The sequence below is a fragment of the Geodermatophilus aquaeductus genome (assembly GCF_900182545.1).
In the GTDB taxonomy this organism is placed as follows: domain Bacteria; phylum Actinomycetota; class Actinomycetes; order Mycobacteriales; family Geodermatophilaceae; genus Geodermatophilus; species Geodermatophilus aquaeductus.
On the sequence record NZ_FXTJ01000001.1, the window covers coordinates 51,267 to 68,068 of the forward strand.

Consider the following 16,802-nt stretch of genomic DNA (forward strand, 5'->3'; position numbering starts at 1 on the left):
GTCCGACCGGTCCACGAACGAGGGAGTCGTCCGGTGCAGAAGGTCCTCATCGCCAACCGCGGGGAGATCGCGGTCCGCGTCGCCCGCGCGTGCAGGGACGCCGGCCTGACCAGCGTCGCCGTCTACGCCGAGCCCGACCGGGACGCCCTGCACGTCCGCACCGCCGACGAGGCCTTCGCCCTCGGCGGGACGACGCCGGGTGACTCCTACCTGGTCATCGACAAGGTCCTCGACGCCGCCAAGCGCTCGGGTGCCGACGCCGTGCACCCCGGCTACGGCTTCCTGTCCGAGAACGCCGACTTCGCCCAGGCGGTCCTCGACGCCGGGCTGACCTGGATCGGGCCCTCCCCCCAGGCGATCATCGACCTCGGTGACAAGGTCGCCGCCCGGCACATCGCGATGAAGGTGGGCGCGCCCCTCGTCCCGGGCACCGAGGACCCCGTCGGCGGCGCCGACGAGGTGCTCGCCTTCGCCCGCGAGCACGGCCTGCCGGTGGCCATCAAGGCCGCCTTCGGCGGGGGCGGGCGCGGCCTGAAGGTCGCGCGCACCGAGGAGGAGATCCCGCACCTGTTCGAGTCCGCCGTCCGCGAGGCCGTGGCCGCCTTCGGCCGCGGCGAGTGCTTCGTCGAGCGCTTCCTCGACAAGCCGCGGCACGTCGAGGCGCAGGTCCTGGCCGACACGCACGGCAACGTGGTCGTCGTCGGCACCCGCGACTGCTCGCTGCAGCGGCGCAACCAGAAGCTGGTCGAGGAGGCGCCGGCGCCGTTCCTCACCGACGAGCAGCGGGCGCGCATCCACTCCTCGGCCAAGGCCATCTGCCGGGAGGCCGGCTACCACGGCGCCGGCACCGTCGAGTACCTCGTGGGCGTCGACGGCTCGATCTCCTTCCTCGAGGTCAACACCCGCCTGCAGGTGGAGCACCCGGTCAGCGAGGAGACCAGCGGCATCGACCTGGTCCGCCAGCAGTTCCGCATCGCGCAGGGCCTGCCGCTGGAGATCACCGAGGACCCGGCGCCGCGCGGGCACAGCATCGAGTTCCGGATCAACGCCGAGGACGCCGGCCGCAACTTCATGCCGGCGCCCGGCCCGGTCACGCGCCTGGAGATCCCCCAGGGCCCCGGCGTGCGCTGGGACTCCGGCGTCGAGACCGGCGGCGAGGTCGCCGGCGCGTTCGACTCCATGCTGGCCAAGCTGATCGTCACCGGCGCCAGCCGCGAGGAGGCGCTGCAGCGCGCCCGCCGCGCGCTGGACGAGCTCGTGGTCGAGGGCATGCCGACGGTGGTCCCGTTCCACCGCGCCGTCGTCCGTGACGAGGCCTTCACCAGCGCACCCTTCAGCGTGCACACCCGGTGGATCGAGACCGAGTGGGACAACCAGGTCCCGCCGTACTCCGCCGCGCCGGCGCAGGCCGACGAGGAGGCCCCGCGGCAGACCGTCGTCGTCGAGGTCGGCGGGCGGCGCCTGGAGGTCTCGCTGCCCGCGGGCCTGGCCGCCGGCGGCGGTGCGGCACCGGCCGGCGGCGGGGCCAAGCCGCGCAAGCGGGGCTCCGGGCACGGCGGCTCGGGGGCCTCCGGCGACGCCCTCACCGCGCCGATGCAGGGCACGATCGTCAAGGTCGCCGTCGCCGACGGCGACTCCGTGCAGGCGGGAGACCTCGTCGTCGTCCTCGAGGCGATGAAGATGGAGCAGCCCATCACCGCGCACAAGGCGGGCACCGTGACCGGCCTGTCGGCCGAGGTCGGCGCCGGCGTCACCAGCGGCGCGGTGCTCTGCACCATCGCCGACGCCGCCACCGAGTAGCCGTCCGGACGGCGTCGGGGCCCGTTCCCACGTGGGAACGGGCCCCGACGCCTCCCGGGCCGCCGGTCAGTACGCGCGGACCTGCCCGGTCCTCGCCGACCAGTACAACCCTCCACTCTGGAAGCGCTGGGCGACGTCGCCGTTGAACAGGACGGCCGCTTCCTCCACCGGGTAGCCCAGGGACCCGTTCTCGAAGCCGAGCTGCGCCCACCGGGCACGGATGGCGCCGTTGACCGGCTGGGTCCCCGAGGCCGGCGACCAGTACAGGGTGCCGCCCTGGAAGACCTGGCCGCAGCCGCCGTCGCGCAGCCCGCACACCGCGGCCCCCGTCGGGTAGCCGAGGAACCCGTTCTCGTAGCCGAGCGAGGCGTGCCGGCTGCGGATCGCGCCGTTGACGGGCTGCGCCCCGGACGCGGCCGACCAGTACACCGCCCCGCCCTGGAACACCTGCCCGCAGCCGCCGTCGCGCAACCCGCAGACCGCGGCCCCCGTCGGGTAGCCGAGGAACCCGTTCTCGTAGCCGAGCGAGGCGTGCCGGCTGCGGATCGCGCCGTTGACGGGCTGCGCCCCGGACGCGGCCGACCAGTACACCGCCCCGCCCTGGAACACCTGCCCGCAGCCGCCGTCGCGCAACCCGCAGACCGCGGCCCCCGTCGGGTAGCCGAGGAACCCGTTCTCGTAGCCGAGCGAGGCGTGCCGGCTGCGGATCGCGCCGTTGACGGGCTGCGCCCCGGACGCGGCCGACCAGTACACCGCCCCGCCCTGGAACACCTGCCCGCAGCCGCTGTCGCGCAGCCCGCACACCGCGGCCCCCGTCGGGTAGCCGAGGAACCCGTTCTCGGCACCCAGCTGCTGCCACCGGCTCCGCAGCGCACCGTTGACCGGCTGCGCGCCCGAGGCGGGCGACCAGTAGATGGAGCCGTTGGCGAAGTCCCGCCTGCAGCCGCCGTCGCGCAGGCCGCAGACCTCGGCCGTGGCGGGCGCGCCGAGCCAGCTGCCGGCGCCGCCCAGGGCGGTCCACCGGGCGGTGATCGGACTGTCGCTCATCGGCCCGTCGGCCGGCGTCGTGACCGAGACGGTCGCGCCCGTGGCCGACGTGGCGGTCACGCGGACGGTGAGCGAGCCGCCCAGCGTGACGGAGGCGTCCGCCGGGAGCACGGTCTGGAAGTCGCTGTCCCACCGGGCCACGGGCGACGGCGTGCCGTCGAGCAGCAGCGCCGTGTCGCTGCGCGGACCCGGGCCGGTCCGGTGCACCAGCACGCCGGGCTCCACGTCGACCCAGTTGCGGTCGGGGTCGCCGAGCCAGTCGTCCTGGCCGACGGCGGTCCGGTACTCGACCCAGTAGCCGGCCCCGTCGGCGGCGGTCAGCGCCAGCACGCGGGTGCCGGTACGCCCGCCGAGCGGGGCGAGCGTCCAGGTGCCGCCGGGCGTCGAGGAGCCGACCGACACCTGCGCCGAGGAGGGCAGCAGGCCGAGCCGGGCCGCCTGGGGCGCGTTGAGCGAGCCGACCTCGCCCCACGAGTAGCCCATGACGTCGTAGTAGTCGGCGTAGGCGTCCGTCTCGCACGGCGCGGTCTCCGGCGAGGCGTCGCACTGCACCGCCGACGAGTGGCCCAGGCCGAAGTTGTGGCCGAGCTCGTGGGCGATCACCGAGGTCTCGACGGCCCGCACGTAGAGGGACCCGCCGGCGCCGCGGGACGTGCCGATCCGCGCCAGGCCGAACGCGCAGGGGTCCCGGGGGTCCGAGTAGCCGGGGACGTACAGCAGCAGGTGCTTGCCGGGCCCGGGCGTCCAGTCCGCCAGCTGCCGGTCGACGTCGTCCCACAGGGCCGAGGACGAGTCGCACAGCACGTCGCTGGAGATCCACGCCTCCGGGCCGGCGGTCGCGTGGACGCGCACGGCGCCGTCGCTCTGGGTCTCCCAGAAGTCCGCGACCGGCCCGTTCACCTGGTCGACGAGCTGCTGCACGGTGGTGCCGTCGGCGGACACGCCCCGGGGGAGGACCCGCACCACGGTGACCTCGTTGGTGTACGGCGCCGAGGCCGGCGCCGGCGGGACCGTCTCCGCGGGGGCCACGACGTCGGCGTCGAGGACCTCGTGCACGGGCTCCTGCGCACCGGCCGGGTCGGGCACCTCGTCCCCGAGCGTCACCTCGACGGTCGCGCCGACCGGGACGTCGGCGACGCCCTCGGTCTCGACCCGCACGCTCGTGCCGTCGTCGGCGCTGACCCAGCTGACCAGGGCGTCGTCGGCATGCGCGGCGGCGTCGTCGGCGTCGGCGTGCTCGGCCCAGGCCTGGACGAGCTCGCCGACGACGGTGTCACCGGCGGCCGGCTCGTCGTCGGCGGTGGCCGGCCCGGTCCCCAGCAGGGGGACGAGGACGGCGGTGAGGGCCGCGACGGGAACGAGCCGCAGGCGGGAGGTGAGGGGCACGCACTTCTCCTGGTCAGGGGCCGTCGGGGAACGGCTCTGCTCCCTCATCGGCGGATCCGGGCCGGGAGCGCACCCTCCGACGGGGGGAGGTCAGCCGCGGCGCAGCAGCGGGAGGACCCGCCTGCCCGCCAGCGCCGCGCCACCGGCGCCCACGACGCCGCCGGCGGCCAGCGCCGGGGTGGTCCAGCCGCTGCCGGCCGGCTCGGGGGCGGCGGCCTCGACCGGGGCGGCGGCGACCGGGGCGGGGTCCGCGGCCGCGGGGACGGGGGCGACCGCAGCGGCCTCGGCGGGGACCGACGGCGCGGCCGCAGGGGCGGGCGCCGGCGCGGGGGTGGTGCCGGCGCCCGGCAGGACCGCCGGTGCGGCGGCCGGGGCCGGGGCGGGGACGGCGGCCGCCGGGGGCGTGCGGACGACGGTGACCGTGGCGCCGGCCGGGGTGACGGCGTCGACGGTGACGGTGAGCTCGCCGCCGGCGACGGTGACCGGCACGCCGGGCCGCAGCGCGGTCTGCAGGTCGTCCTCCCAGCCGCCCGCGGCCGACGGGCTGCCGTCGAGCAGCAGCGACGTGTCGGGCAGGGCGCCGGCGCGGTGCAGCAGCACGCCGCTGTCGAGCCGGTAGCGGTTGTCCGAGGCCAGCCAGGCGTCGCGCCCGACGGCGGTGCGGTACTCGAGCCAGTAGTCGGTGCCGGCCGCGTCGGTCAGCCGCAGCGCGCGGGTGCCGGTCCCGCTGCCGACCGGCGCGAGGGTGGCCGTCGTCGTCCCGGCGCCGGCGGTCTGCGTGGCCGCGGCGGGCAGCACGCCGAGCCGCTGCGCCTGCGCGGCGGTGAGGGTGCCGATCCGGTCCCAGGAGACGCCCATGACGTCGTAGAAGTCGCGGTAGGCGGCGGTGCGGCAGGTGCCGTCCTCCACGCTCGCGTCGCACTGCAGGCCGCTGGAGTGGCCGAGACCGAAGTTGTGGCCGAGCTCGTGGGCGATGACCGAGGCGAGGTCGTCGCGGACGTAGAGGCGGCCGCCCGACGCGACGCCCGCGCCGACCTGGCCGAGGGCGTAGGAGCAGCCGGGCAGGTCGCGCGGCTCGCTGCTCACGTAGAGCAGCAGGTGGCGGCCCGGGCCGGGCACGAAGCCCACGCGCGCGGCGACCTCGTCCCACAGGGCGGTGGGGTCGGCGCAGCCGGCGGCGGTGGTGATCCAGTCGTGCGCGGCGGTCACGCCGACGGTCACCGCACCACCGGTCTGCTCGGACCAGAAGCCGGCGACGCCGTCGTTGACCGTGTCCACGACGTCGGCCAGCGCGGTGCCGTCCGGGACCCCGCCCAGCGGCGCGACCATCGCGACGGTGACCTGGTTGGTGACCGAGCCGGCCGGGACGGTGGTGGCCGGCCGGGCCGCGCGCAGCACCTGCGTGTCGAGCACCTCGAGGGCCGGCTCGTAGCCGTCCGCCGCCGCGTCGTCCTCGGTGCTGCCGCCGACGGTGACCTCGACGGTGCTGCCGAGGTCGATGCCCTCGACCGCGCCGGCCGGGACCCGCACCGAGCTGCCGTCGGCGCCCTCGACGAAGGTCAGCGGCTCCTCGTGCGACTCCCCCGCGTGCTGGCCCTCGAGCGAGGTCTCCGGCCAGGCCTGCACCAGCTCCCCGACCACCGTGGTGGCGCCGTCCTCGGCGTGCGCCACGGCCGCGGGGCCGGCGCACAGCGCGACGACGGCACCGGCGAGGGCCAGCGACCGGGTGAGGACTCGGGAGGCGTGCATCCCTCCCGGCATCGGCGGTCCGGCGTCCCAGGTGCACCAGCCGGGACCCGTCCTGTCACACGCGCCCCGGGCGCCTCGTCCCGCGCGCCCCGCGCGTCACACCCGTCAGGCGAGCGCGTCCGCCCCCATCAGCCTCCGGCCGGCCTCGGTGATCGAGCCCGACATCGACGGGTAGATGGCGAAGGTCTGCGCGAGGTCGCTGACGGTCAGGCCCTTGGTGACCGCCAGCGCGATCGGCAGGATCAGCTCGCTGGCGCCCGGGGCCACGACCACTCCCCCGACGACGACGCCGGTGGCCCGGCGGGCGAAGAGCTTCACGAAGCCGGCGTGCAGGTCGCTCATCTTGGCCCGCGCGTTGGTGGCCAGCGGCAGCCGGACGACGTCGAGGTCGTGGTGCTCCGGCAGCGTCTTCTCCTGGACGCCGACCGTGGCGATCTCCGGGTGGGTGAAGACGTTGGCCGCCACGGTCTTGAGCCGGATCGGCTGCACGGCCTCGCCGAGCGCGTGCCACATGGCGATCCGGCCCTGCATGGCCGCGACGCTGGCGAGCTGGAAGACGCCGGTGACGTCGCCGGCGGCGTAGATGCCGGGCACGTTGGTGCGCGAGACCCGGTCGACGACGACGTGGCCGGAGTCCCGCAGCTCCACGCCGCACGCCTCGAGGTTGAGCCCGGCGGTGTTCGGCACGGTGCCGACGGTCATGAGCGCGTGCGAGCCCTCGACGGTGCGCCCGTCGGTGAGCTCGACCAGCACGCCCTTCTCGGTGCGGGTGACGCTCGCGGCCCGGCCGCGCTCGGCGATCCGCCCGCCGCGCGCCTGGAAGACCTCCTCGAGGACCTCGGCGGCGTCGGCGTCCTCGCCGGGCAGCACCTGGTCGCGCGAGGACACCAGCGTCACCGGCACACCGGCCTCGAGGTAGCCGGAGGCGAACTCCGCGCCGGTCACGCCCGACCCGACGACGACGAGGTGCTCGGGCAGCTCGTCGAGGTCGTAGAGCTGGCGCCAGTCGAGGATCCGCTCGCCGTCGGGCTCGCTGCCCGGCAGCACGCGGGGGTCGGCGCCGGTGGCGATGAGGACGACGTCGCACTCGAGCGTCTCCTGCACGCCACCCTCGCGGTCGAGGACCTCGACGCGGTGCTCGACCAGCCCGCGGACGTCGTCGGCGAGCCGGCCCTGGCCGGCGATGAGGCGCACGCCCTCGCCCTCGAGGCGGGCGTGGATGTCGGCCGACTGCGCGACGGCGAGGCCCTTGACCCGGGCGTTCACCGCGGCGAGGTCGAGGCCGACGGTGGCGAGGTCGGTGCCGCGCAGGCCGAGGACGCTGGAGTCGCGGACCGAGGTCATGGTGCCGGCGGCGGCGATGAGGGTCTTCGAGGGCACGCAGTCGGTCAGGACGCTGGCCCCGCCGAGGCCGTCGCGTTCGACGACGGTGACCTGCGCGCCGAGCGAGGCGGCCACGAGCGCGGCCTCGTAGCCGGCCGGGCCGCCGCCGATGATGACGATGCGGGTCATGGGGTCTCTCCTGCGTCGTGGTGCGGGATGCGGACCCATCCTCCCAGCCGGGGCAGCCTGTGTCGGCAGACTCACGGGTCGTACCGGCCACACCGCCCGTAGGCTCGGGCGGCGATGGTCCTCTACGCCGCCTACGGGTCCAACATGGACCCCGCCCAGATGCTGCGCCGCTGCCCGGCCTCGCCGCACGTGGGCACCGGCTGGATCCGCGGTTGGCGGCTCGCCTTCGGCGGTGAGGAGTTCGGCTGGGAGGGCGCGCTGGCCACCCTCGTGCCGGCCGAGGACAGCGAGGCGCCGGGCGTCTTCGTCGCGCTCTACGACCTCACGCCCGCCGACGAGCGGGAGCTCGACGCCTGGGAGGGCGCCGACCGCGGGCTCTACCGCAAGCTCAACCTGCGGGTGCACACGCTCGGCGGCGACGTCGTCGCCTACGTCTACGCGCTGGACGCCTTCGAGGGCGGGCTGCCCTCGGCGCGGCACCTGGGCGCGATCGCCGACGCCGCGGAGGCCGCCGGCGCCCCCGACGACTACCTCGCCGAGCTCCGCGCCCGCGACTGCCGCTCGGCCTTCTGACCCGCGGGGACCTCCTCCGGCGCAGTGCGCCGGTCGGGTGCCGACCCGCGCCGTGGGCACTGGCGGACTCGTCCGTCACACCCGTCCCTCCCGCCGTCCGGCACCACAGTCGATCCGTCACCTGACGGCTACCCAGCGTTAGCCTCGGGCGGACGTCGCGGCGCCCACCGGGTGGCCCGACCGACCGGGACGACAGAGGAGCACGACCTGCTGGGCAACCTGACGCTGGACGACACCGGCCTGGCCTTCTCGGCCGAGGCCGGCGACGAGGACCGCGTCCTCGACCTGCTGCTGGACGGCCGCCGGATCTGGTCCTTCCGCGTGGGCGACGCCCCGCCGTGCGACGGGGACCCGGGACGCCGGGGCTTGGCCTGGCCGCGGTCCCTCGTGCCCTTCCTCCACGGCACCGCCGACTTCGCCCTCCGCCCGGTGCACGGCGGGGCGGACACGGTCGAGGCGACCGGCCGCTTCGGCACCGCGTCCGGCCGCGTCCGCTTCGTCGACCCCCACGGCGTGCAGCTGATCGTCAACAAGTGGGGCAACCTCGGGCACGCCCTCGCGGACTACGACACGGGCATGGTCGACCGGCTGCTGGACAACCTCGACGAGGTCCGGGCCGTCATCGCCAAGCACTCCGACGTGGACGTCTACGTGACCGGGGGAACGCTCCTGGGCCCCTACCGCGACGGCAGGGTCATGCCCAACGACGACGACGCGGACCTGGCCTACCTCAGCCGGCACAGCCACCCCGTCGACGTCGTCCTGGAGGCCTTCCGCCTCGGCCGTGCGCTCGTCGCCGAGGGGATGACCGTCATCCGGCTCTCCGCGGGGCACGTGCAGCTGCACTTCGAGCACGAGGGGCTCGCCGACGGCTACGTCGACGTCTTCTCCGGGTGGATCGACGACGGCTGGTGGTACCAGGTCTTCCCGGTCCGCCAGCGCGTCCGGCGCGAGCAGCTGGTGCCCGTCGACACCATCGACGTCCAGGGCCGCCCCGAGCCGACCTGCCGCGAGCCCGAGGTCATGCTCGACGCGATCTACGGTCCCGGCTGGGCCACGCCGGACCCCGCGTTCCGGTTCCAGCTCCCGCCGGCCACCGGTGCCCGCATGTACGGGTGGCTGTCGGACCAGAACATGGACCGCGAGACCTGGCAGGACCACTACCGGTACGGCGCCCCCACGGCTCCCGCACCGGGCAGCCGGCCGTCGGACTACGCCCGCTGGGTGGCCGGCCGGATCCCCCAGGACGGCCCGGTGCTCGACCTCGGCGCCGGCCGGGGGGACGACACGCTCTGGTTCGCCGGGCGCGGGCACCGCGTCGACGCGCTCGACTACGTCGACACCGGCATGGCCGGGGCCCTGCGCACGGCCGAGGCGTGCGGCCTCCCCGTGCGGTTCCGCGTCCTCAACCTCAACGACGTCCGCCGCGTGCTGGTGGCCGGCGCCGAGATCGCCGCCCGCCGGGAACCCGTCACGGTCTTCGCCCGGGGCCTGCTCGGCTCCCTCGTCGACGTCGCCCGTCCCCGGTTGTGGCGGCTGCTCGCCATGGTCCTGCGGACCGGCGGGCAGGCCCACCTCGACGTCCCCCGGGAGTCCTGGAAGCCGGAGCCCGGCACCGGCGAGCCCCTCCACCGGGCCGTGCCGCTCGACGTCCTCGCCGCCGAGATGGCGCCGTTCGGGCTGCGGGTCGACGAGACCCACGAGGCCGAGGAACCGCACGACGACACGCCCTGGGGCACCGGTCCCCGGGTGCTCCCCACGACGAGGATGGTGATCACGTGGCAGCGACGGCCACGCTGAAGGCCCTGGTCAAGACGCCGGTCAAGCGTCTGCGCCGGGCCTTCGTCCCCGAGTACCAGGACCTGCTCGCCCAGGTCGGCGACCTGCAGGGCCGGCTCGGTCCGCTGCAGGACCTGCCCGCCGAGGTGCACCGGCTGCGCGAGCGGCTCGACGACGCGCAGGCACGGATCCGCGAGCTCGAGGACGGGCTGCACGAGGCGCGCCGGCTGAACCTGCGGATCGCCGAGCTCACCGACGTCGTCACCGAGGTGGTCCTGCCGCTGCACGACCGCGACATCGACCCCTCGGTGTTCGCCGGCCTCCCCGACGACACCCGCTGACCGGCCGGAGGAACGACGTGTACTCACTGGTCCTGCTCAACGGCGGGAGCGGCACCCGCATGGGAGCCCCGCGGCCCAAGCAGTTCCTCAAGGTCAACGGGATCCCGATCCTGGTCTACTCGCTGGTGGCCGTGGACGCCGTCCCCGAGATCGACCAGATCGTCCTGAACTACCCCGAGGGCTGGCGGGCGGACGTGGAGAAGATCGTCCACGACTACGCCGTCCGCACGCCCGTCGACCTCGTGCCCGCCGGCGCGACCCGGCAGGAGTCGGTCGCCCGGGCACTCGAGCTGGTGGCCAACGACGACGTCGTGCTGCACGAGGCGGCCCGGCCGCTCGTCGGCCCCGGCGACTTCGCCCGGCTCATCGCCGCCCCGCAGCGCAACGTCAGCTTCATGGCGCCGATCCCCTTCACCGTCGCCCCGGTGGACCCGGAGACCGGCACGGTGACCGGGTACCTCGACCGCGACCGGCTCCGCAACGTCCAGCTGCCGCAGAAGTTCGCGCGCGCGGACCTGGAGAAGGCGCACGCGTACGCCGCCGACGAGGGCCGGTCCTACACGGAGGACGCCACCCTCGTGGCCGCCGCCGGGCTGTCCGTGCACTTCATCGACGGCGCCGACAGCAACATCAAGGTCACGACACCGACCGACATCCACCTGGCGGTGTCCCTTCTGCACGGGAGCGACGACGGTGAGTGAGCAGCGGTCGGTCATGGTCACCGGCGCCTCCAAGGGCATCGGACTGGCCACCGCGGAGCGTTTCGCCCGCCGCGACGACGTCGGCCAGGTGGTCGTCGTCGCCCGGGACTCGCCGGCCTTCGACCAGGCCGTCGCCCGGCTGGAGGCCGTGGCCTCCCCGTCGGTGAAGGTCTGGCCCCACCGCGTCGACCTCGCCGACCGGGCGGCCACCCTCGCGCTCGTCGACGACGTGTACGCCATGCACGGCAACGTCGACGTGCTGGTCAACAACGCCGGCTACACCCGGCCCGAGCCGATCCACCAGATCGACTTCGCCGAGTTCGAGCGGACCATGGCGGTGAACCTGTACGCGCCGTTCACCGTCGTGCAGGGGCTGCTGCACGCCGGCAACCGTTTCGAGGTGGTCGTCAACGTCGCCTCGACCGCCGGGATGAACGGCCGGTCCGGGTGGCTGACCTACTCGGCGTCGAAGGCCGCGGTCATCAACATGAGCGAGGTCATGCGGGAGGAGCTGGCCATCTACGGGACGCGGGTCGCCTGCGTCTCCCCCGGCCGGTGCGCCACGGACCTGCGCCGTGCGCTCGCCCCCGACGAGGACCCGGCCACGATCATGCAGCCCGGGGACGTCGCCGCCGCCATCGAGATGCTGGCCTCCGACGTGGGCCGCTTCGTCGACAGCGCCAACCTCGTCGTCCGGCAGTAGGTCAGTCCCCGGCCACCGGCCGCCCGGCCTCGCCGAGGAAGGTCTCGAGCAGCTGCCGGGCGGCCAGCGCCGGGGTGAGCTCGCCGGCCAGCACCGCCTTCTCCAGCTCCGGCGCCGACGACCGGACCGCCGGGTGCGAGCGCAGCCGGTGCTCGAGCCCGTCGCGCACCAGCTGCCAGGTCCAGCGCACCTGCTGGGTGCGGCGGCGCTCGTCGAACGCCCCCGACGCCCGCGCCCGGTCCTGGTGCTCGACCAGCTCGGCCCACACCTCGGCCAGCCCCTCGCCGGTCAGCCCGGCACAGGTGAGCACCGGCACGTCCCAGTCGGAGTGCCCGCGCAGCATCCGGATCGCCCCGGCCAGCTCGCGGGCGGCCTTGCGCGCGTCGCCGGCGGCGGGCCCGTCGGCCTTGTTGACGGCGATGACGTCGGCGATCTCGAGGATGCCGCGCTTGATGCCCTGCAGCTGGTCGCCGGTGCGGGCCAGCGTGAGGAATAGGAACGAGTCGACCATCTCCGCGACGGTGACCTCGGACTGCCCGACGCCCACGGTCTCCACCAGCACGACATCGTGACCGGCCGCCTCGACGACGACCATCGACTCGCGCGTGGCCTGCGCGACCCCGCCGAGCGTGCCCGACGTGGGCGAGGGCCGGATGAAGGCGTTCGGGTCCACCGACAGCCGCGCCATGCGGGTCTTGTCGCCGAGGATCGACCCGCCCGAACGCGCCGACGACGGGTCGACGGCGAGCACGGCGACCCGGTGGCCCTGCGCGGTGAGGTCCACGCCGAGCTGGTCGATGAACGTCGACTTGCCCACGCCCGGCACGCCGCTGATGCCGATGCGCCGGGCGTTCCCCGCGTGCGGCAGCAGCTCGACCAGCAGCTCCTGCGCCCGCTCGCGGTGGTCGGCGCGGCGCGACTCGACCAGCGTGATCGCCCGCGCCAGCGACCGTCGGTCGCCGCCGAGCACCCCCTCGACGAGCGCCGGGACGTCCGGCCCAGGCATCAGACGGTCCCGGGGGCGGCAGAGATGGCCATTTCTGCCGCCAGGAGCGGTGAGGACATCAGTGGCCGAGGCGCTGCGACAGCGTCCGCAGCAGCTCCTGCGCCGCCTCGGCGATGACCGTGCCCGGCGGGAACACCGCGGCCGCGCCCATCTCCTTGAGCGTCGGGACGTCGTCGGGCGGGATGACGCCGCCCACGACGACCAGGACGTCGTCGGCACCGAGTTCGGCCAGCGCGTCGCGCAGCGCGGGCACCAGCGTGAGGTGGCCGGCGGCCAGCGACGAGACGCCGACGACGTGCACGTCGGCCTCGACCGCCTGCCGGGCGACCTCCTCCGGCGTCTGGAACAGCGGGCCGACGTCGACGTCGAAGCCGAGGTCGGCGAACGCGGTGGCGATGACCTTCTGTCCCCGGTCGTGGCCGTCCTGGCCCATCTTGGCGACCAGGATCCGCGGACGCCGTCCCTCGGCGTCGGCGAACGCCTCGGTCGACCGGCGGGTCTCCTCGACCGGCCCGGAGCTGCCTGCCTCGTCGCGGTACACACCGGAGATGGTGCGCACCTGACCGGCGTGACGCCCGTAGACCTCCTCGAGCGCGTCGGAGATCTCCCCGACCGTCGCCCTGGCCCGCGCGGCGTCGACGGCCAGCTTGAGCAGGTTGTCGCCGAGGTCCCGGCCCCGGCGTCCCTCGGCGCCCGCGCGGGCGGCGTCGGTGAGCCGGCGCAGGGCGTCCCGGACGGCGGAGTCGTCGCGCGAGGCCCGGAGCTCGGAGAGCTTGGCCTTCTGCTGGGCGAGCACGTCGGCGTTGTCGACGCGCAGCACCTCGATCGCCTCGTCGGCCTCGACCCGGTACTTGTTGACGCCGATCACCGGCTGCCGGCCGGAGTCGATGCGCGCCTGGGTGCGGGCGGCGGCCTCCTCGATGCGCAGCTTGGGGATGCCGTCGTCGATGGCCTGCGCCATGCCGCCGTGCTCGGCGACCTCCTCGATGTGCGCCCAGGCGCGGCGGGCCAGGTCGTAGGTCAGCTTCTCCACGTACGCCGAGCCGCCCCACGGGTCGATGACCCGCGTCGTGCCCGACTCCTGCTGCAGCAGCAACTGGGTGTTGCGGGCGATCCGCGCGGAGAAGTCGGTGGGCAGCGCCAGCGCCTCGTCGAGGGCGTTGGTGTGCAGCGACTGGGTGTGCCCCTGGGTGGCGGCCATCGCCTCCAGGCAGGTGCGGACGACGTTGTTGTAGACGTCCTGCGCGGTCAGCGACCAGCCCGAGGTCTGCGAGTGGGTGCGCAGCGACAGCGACTTGTCGTTCTGCGCGCCGGCCTCCTTCATGAGCCGGGCCCACAGCAGCCGTGCCGCCCGCAGCTTGGCGACCTCCATGAAGAAGTTCATGCCGATGGCCCAGAAGAAGGACAGCCGCGGCGCGAACGCGTCGACGTCCAGACCTGCCTGTTTGCCCGCGTCCACGTACTCCACGCCGTCGGCCAGCGTGTACGCCAGCTCCAGGTCGGCCGTCGCCCCGGCCTCCTGCATGTGGTAGCCGGAGATGGAGATCGAGTTGAAGCGCGGCATCTCCTGCGAGGTGAACGCGAAGATGTCGCTGACGATCTGCATCGAGGGCTTCGGCGGGTAGATGTAGGTGTTGCGGACCATGAACTCCTTGAGGATGTCGTTCTGGATGGTCCCAGCCAGCTGCTCCGGAGCGACCCCCTGCTCCTCGGCGGCGAGCACGTAGAGCGCCAGCACCGGCAGCACCGCGCCGTTCATGGTCATCGAGACCGTCATCCGGTCCAGCGGGATGCCGTCGAAGAGCTGTCGCATGTCGAGGATCGAGTCGATCGCCACCCCGGCCATGCCGACGTCGCCCGCCACGCGCGGGTGGTCGGAGTCGTAACCGCGGTGGGTGGCGAGGTCGAAGGCGACCGACAGGCCCTTCTGCCCGGCGGCGAGGTTGCGCCGGTAGAACGCGTTGGACTCCGCCGCGGTGGAGAAGCCCGCGTACTGGCGGACCGTCCACGGCTGGGTCGTGTACATCGTCGGGTAGGGGCCGCGCAGGTAGGGCGGCAGGCCGGGGTAGGTCCGCAGGAAGTCCAGCCCGGTGAGGTCGGCCGGGGTGGCCAGCGGCGGGACGGCGATGCCCTCGGGGGTCTCCCAGGTCGCCTCCTCCACGCCGCGGCCGGTGGCCTCCTCGAACGCCTTGGCCCAGTCGTCGGCCGTCGTCCGTGCGGCCGGGCGACCCAGCTCGACGCCGCCGAAGTCGGGGATCCCGCTCATGCCCGCTCCTCCTCCACACGAGTGGCAGAGATGGCCATTTCTGCCGTCAAGCCGAGTTGGTCGTGCACCGTCCTCAGCACGTCGAGCGCGTCGCACCCGGCGTACACGTACCCGTCGACGCCGTCCACCCCCAGCGACGGCTTCCCGGCCAGCCACACGTGCGCGGCGCCGGCCGACCGCAGCTCCGCGGCCAGGGCGGCCGCCGACTCCGCGTAGTCGCCGTCGGTGCCGCAGATGCAGGCCACCGTCGTGGAAGCGCGGGCGAACCCGGAGGCGCCGTCGCCGGCCGGGGTGGCCACGCCGCCGGCCTGGAACAGGTTGCCGGCGAAGGACGCCCGCGCGGTGTGGCGGGCGACCGAGCCGAGGGTCGCCAGGTACACCTGCGGCCGCTCCCCCGCGGCGTCGGCGCGGTCGCGCAGCTCCTCGTACTCCTGCGCGGCGCGCACGCGCGGCAGCCCGCCGGTGGGGTGCAGGTCGGCGGCGGGCTGGCGCCGGGGCAGCTTCTCGGAGAGGTTGGGGAACTCGCTGACGCCGGTGATCGCGTCGGCGCGCGTCGCCAGCCGCTTCGCGCGGGAGTCCCACGCGGCGGCCAGCCGGTCGCGGACCAGCCCCGACGACAGCGCCGCGGCCAGTCCACCGGCCCGCTCGATCTCGGTGAACCACGCCCACGCCGCCTGCGCGAGGTCCTCGGTCAGCGACTCGACGTACCAGGAGCCGCCGGCCGGGTCGAGGACGCGGGCGAGGTGCCCCTCCTCGACCAGCAGGTTCTGCGTGTTGCGCGCGATCCGGCGGGAGAAGGCGTCGGGCAGGCCGAGCGCGGCGTCGAAGGGCTGGACGGTGACGACGTCGGCGCCGCCCACGCCCGCGGCGAAGCAGGCCACCGTGGTGCGCAGCATGTTCACCCACGGGTCGCGCCTCGTGGTCATCACCGACGACGTCACCGCGTGCTGACGCTGGGCGCGCGCGTCCGGCGAGGCGCCGCTGACCTCGCCGACCCGGTCCCACAGCCGGCGGGCGGCGCGCAGCGCGGCGATCGTCGTGAACTGGTCGGCGCTCGCGGAGTAGCGGAACTCCAGCGCGGCGAACGCCTCGTCCACCGGCAGGCCCTGCCCTCCGTCCGCGGGGTCGGTGAGCGCGCGCAGGTAGGCCGCGCCGGCGGCGAGCGAGCAGCCCAGCTCCTCCACCGCGGTGGCGCCGGCGTCGGCGTACACGGTGGCGTCGACGACGACGGTGCGCCAGCCCGCGGGGGCGCGCCGCGCGACGCCGGCCAGCCCGGTGAGGTCCTGCTCCTCCCCCGAGGCCGCCTGGTCGCCCAGCGGGTCCAGGCCCAGGGAGCCGCCCGGCGCGAGGTCGGTGCGGCCCTCGACGAGGGCGAGCAGGGCCTCAGCGGCCGGGAGTCCGCCGGAGACCGCGACCGGCGCGAGGTCGAGGTAGACGTCGGCGAGCACGTCGGACAGCGACCCCACCGGGACCGCGCCGTCGCCCAGGTGCAGCCACAGCGAGGTGACGCCGTTCTCCAGGTCGGCCGCGACCGCCTCCCGGGTGACGGCGACGTCGGGGTGCGCGTGCCGCTGCCGGACGTCCCACCCGGCGGGCACGCCGCGCTCGGGGGCCGCGCCCGCCCGGGCACCGCGCACGAACGGCGGCAGCCCGGGCACGCCCACGGCGGCGGGCAGGTCGCCGGCGTCGTCGGCGGTGTAGAGCGGCGAGACGCTGACGCCGGTGGCGACCGTGCGGCGCAGGGCGTCCTCGACGGGGTCGGGCAGCTCCTCCCGGCCGGACTTCCGCAGGACGCCGGCCACCAGCTCGCGCCAGCGGTCGCGGTCGACGGGTGCGAAGCCGCCGGCCAGGGACAGCTGCTCGGGGACGGCGTGCTCGGCGGGGACCTCGTCGTCGCCCGGAGAGGCGGTGTCGGTGGCGCTCATCGGTGAACTCCTCC

General features: G+C 75.1%; 12 protein-coding genes. 6 read left to right on the plus strand and 6 right to left on the minus strand.

Annotated elements, in window-relative coordinates; all coding sequences use genetic code 11:
- Positions 1-33: 33 nt before the first annotated feature.
- Positions 34-1,800, plus strand: a complete 1,767-nt coding sequence (locus FN207_RS00225) for an acetyl/propionyl/methylcrotonyl-CoA carboxylase subunit alpha (RefSeq protein WP_142456414.1) — start codon at positions 34-36, stop codon at positions 1,798-1,800.
- A 66-nt stretch (positions 1,801-1,866) separates the two neighbouring features.
- Here the strand turns inward: FN207_RS00225 and FN207_RS00230 are convergent, their stop codons facing one another.
- The 3 genes from FN207_RS00230 to FN207_RS00240 form a co-directional block, all read right to left on the minus strand.
- Positions 1,867-4,233, minus strand: a complete 2,367-nt coding sequence (locus FN207_RS00230) for a reprolysin-like metallopeptidase (RefSeq protein WP_142456415.1) — start codon at positions 4,231-4,233, stop codon at positions 1,867-1,869.
- A gap of 90 nt (positions 4,234-4,323) precedes the next feature.
- Positions 4,324-5,982 (minus strand): reprolysin-like metallopeptidase, encoded by a 1,659-nt coding sequence (locus tag FN207_RS00235; protein WP_142456416.1) that lies wholly within the window; start codon positions 5,980-5,982, stop codon positions 4,324-4,326.
- 105 nt (positions 5,983-6,087) lie between these two features.
- Positions 6,088-7,494, minus strand: a complete 1,407-nt coding sequence (locus FN207_RS00240; RefSeq protein ID WP_142456417.1) for an NAD(P)H-quinone dehydrogenase — start codon at positions 7,492-7,494, stop codon at positions 6,088-6,090.
- Between the two features lie 114 nt (positions 7,495-7,608).
- Between FN207_RS00240 and FN207_RS00245 the strand changes: the two genes are divergently transcribed.
- From FN207_RS00245 to FN207_RS00265, 5 genes are all read left to right on the plus strand, one after another.
- Complete coding sequence (locus FN207_RS00245; protein WP_142456418.1) at positions 7,609-8,067, plus strand: gamma-glutamylcyclotransferase family protein; 459 nt, start codon at positions 7,609-7,611, stop codon at positions 8,065-8,067.
- Between the two features lie 171 nt (positions 8,068-8,238).
- Positions 8,239-9,867, plus strand: a complete 1,629-nt coding sequence (locus FN207_RS00250; RefSeq protein ID WP_142456419.1) for a class I SAM-dependent methyltransferase — start codon at positions 8,239-8,241, stop codon at positions 9,865-9,867.
- Positions 9,846-10,187, plus strand: a complete 342-nt coding sequence (locus tag FN207_RS00255) for a DUF6752 domain-containing protein (RefSeq protein ID WP_142456420.1) — start codon at positions 9,846-9,848, stop codon at positions 10,185-10,187. Before FN207_RS00250 ends, FN207_RS00255 begins: the two co-directional genes overlap by 22 nt.
- A 17-nt stretch (positions 10,188-10,204) precedes the next feature.
- The gene (locus FN207_RS00260; protein WP_142456421.1) at positions 10,205-10,888 is read left to right on the plus strand and encodes an IspD/TarI family cytidylyltransferase; all 684 of its coding nucleotides are present in this window, start codon (positions 10,205-10,207) and stop codon (positions 10,886-10,888) included.
- Positions 10,881-11,591, plus strand: coding sequence for an SDR family NAD(P)-dependent oxidoreductase (locus FN207_RS00265; protein WP_246065647.1), 711 nt, complete (start codon positions 10,881-10,883; stop codon positions 11,589-11,591). Before FN207_RS00260 ends, FN207_RS00265 begins: the two co-directional genes overlap by 8 nt.
- A 1-nt stretch (position 11,592) precedes the next feature.
- On the opposite strand, the gene meaB is transcribed toward FN207_RS00265, so the two are convergent.
- Genes meaB through FN207_RS00280 form a run of 3 tightly spaced genes read right to left on the minus strand, consistent with a single transcriptional unit; the run spans position 11,593 to position 16,788 of the window.
- Positions 11,593-12,597, minus strand: coding sequence for a methylmalonyl Co-A mutase-associated GTPase MeaB (gene meaB / locus FN207_RS00270; protein ID WP_142456422.1), 1,005 nt, complete (start codon positions 12,595-12,597; stop codon positions 11,593-11,595).
- A gap of 58 nt (positions 12,598-12,655) precedes the next feature.
- Positions 12,656-14,863, minus strand: coding sequence for a methylmalonyl-CoA mutase (gene scpA, locus FN207_RS00275; RefSeq protein WP_142456423.1), 2,208 nt, complete (start codon positions 14,861-14,863; stop codon positions 12,656-12,658).
- Positions 14,860-16,788: a methylmalonyl-CoA mutase subunit beta gene (locus tag FN207_RS00280; RefSeq protein WP_142456424.1), complete on the minus strand. Its 1,929-nt coding sequence runs from the start codon at positions 16,786-16,788 to the stop codon at positions 14,860-14,862. Before FN207_RS00280 ends, scpA begins: the two co-directional genes overlap by 4 nt.
- Positions 16,789-16,802 lie beyond the last annotated feature (14 nt).

What these genes read in the sequence shown, in the direction of transcription:
- FN207_RS00280 (WP_142456424.1), bottom strand. Translation starts at nt 16,788, where the DNA reads ATGAGCGCCACCGACACCGCCTCTCCGGGCGACGACGAGGTCCCCGCC.
- FN207_RS00240 (WP_142456417.1), bottom strand. Translation starts at nt 7,494, where the DNA reads ATGACCCGCATCGTCATCATCGGCGGCGGCCCGGCCGGCTACGAGGCC.
- FN207_RS00245 (WP_142456418.1), top strand. Translation starts at nt 7,609, where the DNA reads ATGGTCCTCTACGCCGCCTACGGGTCCAACATGGACCCCGCCCAGATG.
- FN207_RS00235 (WP_142456416.1), bottom strand. Translation starts at nt 5,982, where the DNA reads ATGCACGCCTCCCGAGTCCTCACCCGGTCGCTGGCCCTCGCCGGTGCC.
- scpA (WP_142456423.1), bottom strand. Translation starts at nt 14,863, where the DNA reads ATGAGCGGGATCCCCGACTTCGGCGGCGTCGAGCTGGGTCGCCCGGCC.
- meaB (WP_142456422.1), bottom strand. Translation starts at nt 12,597, where the DNA reads ATGCCTGGGCCGGACGTCCCGGCGCTCGTCGAGGGGGTGCTCGGCGGC.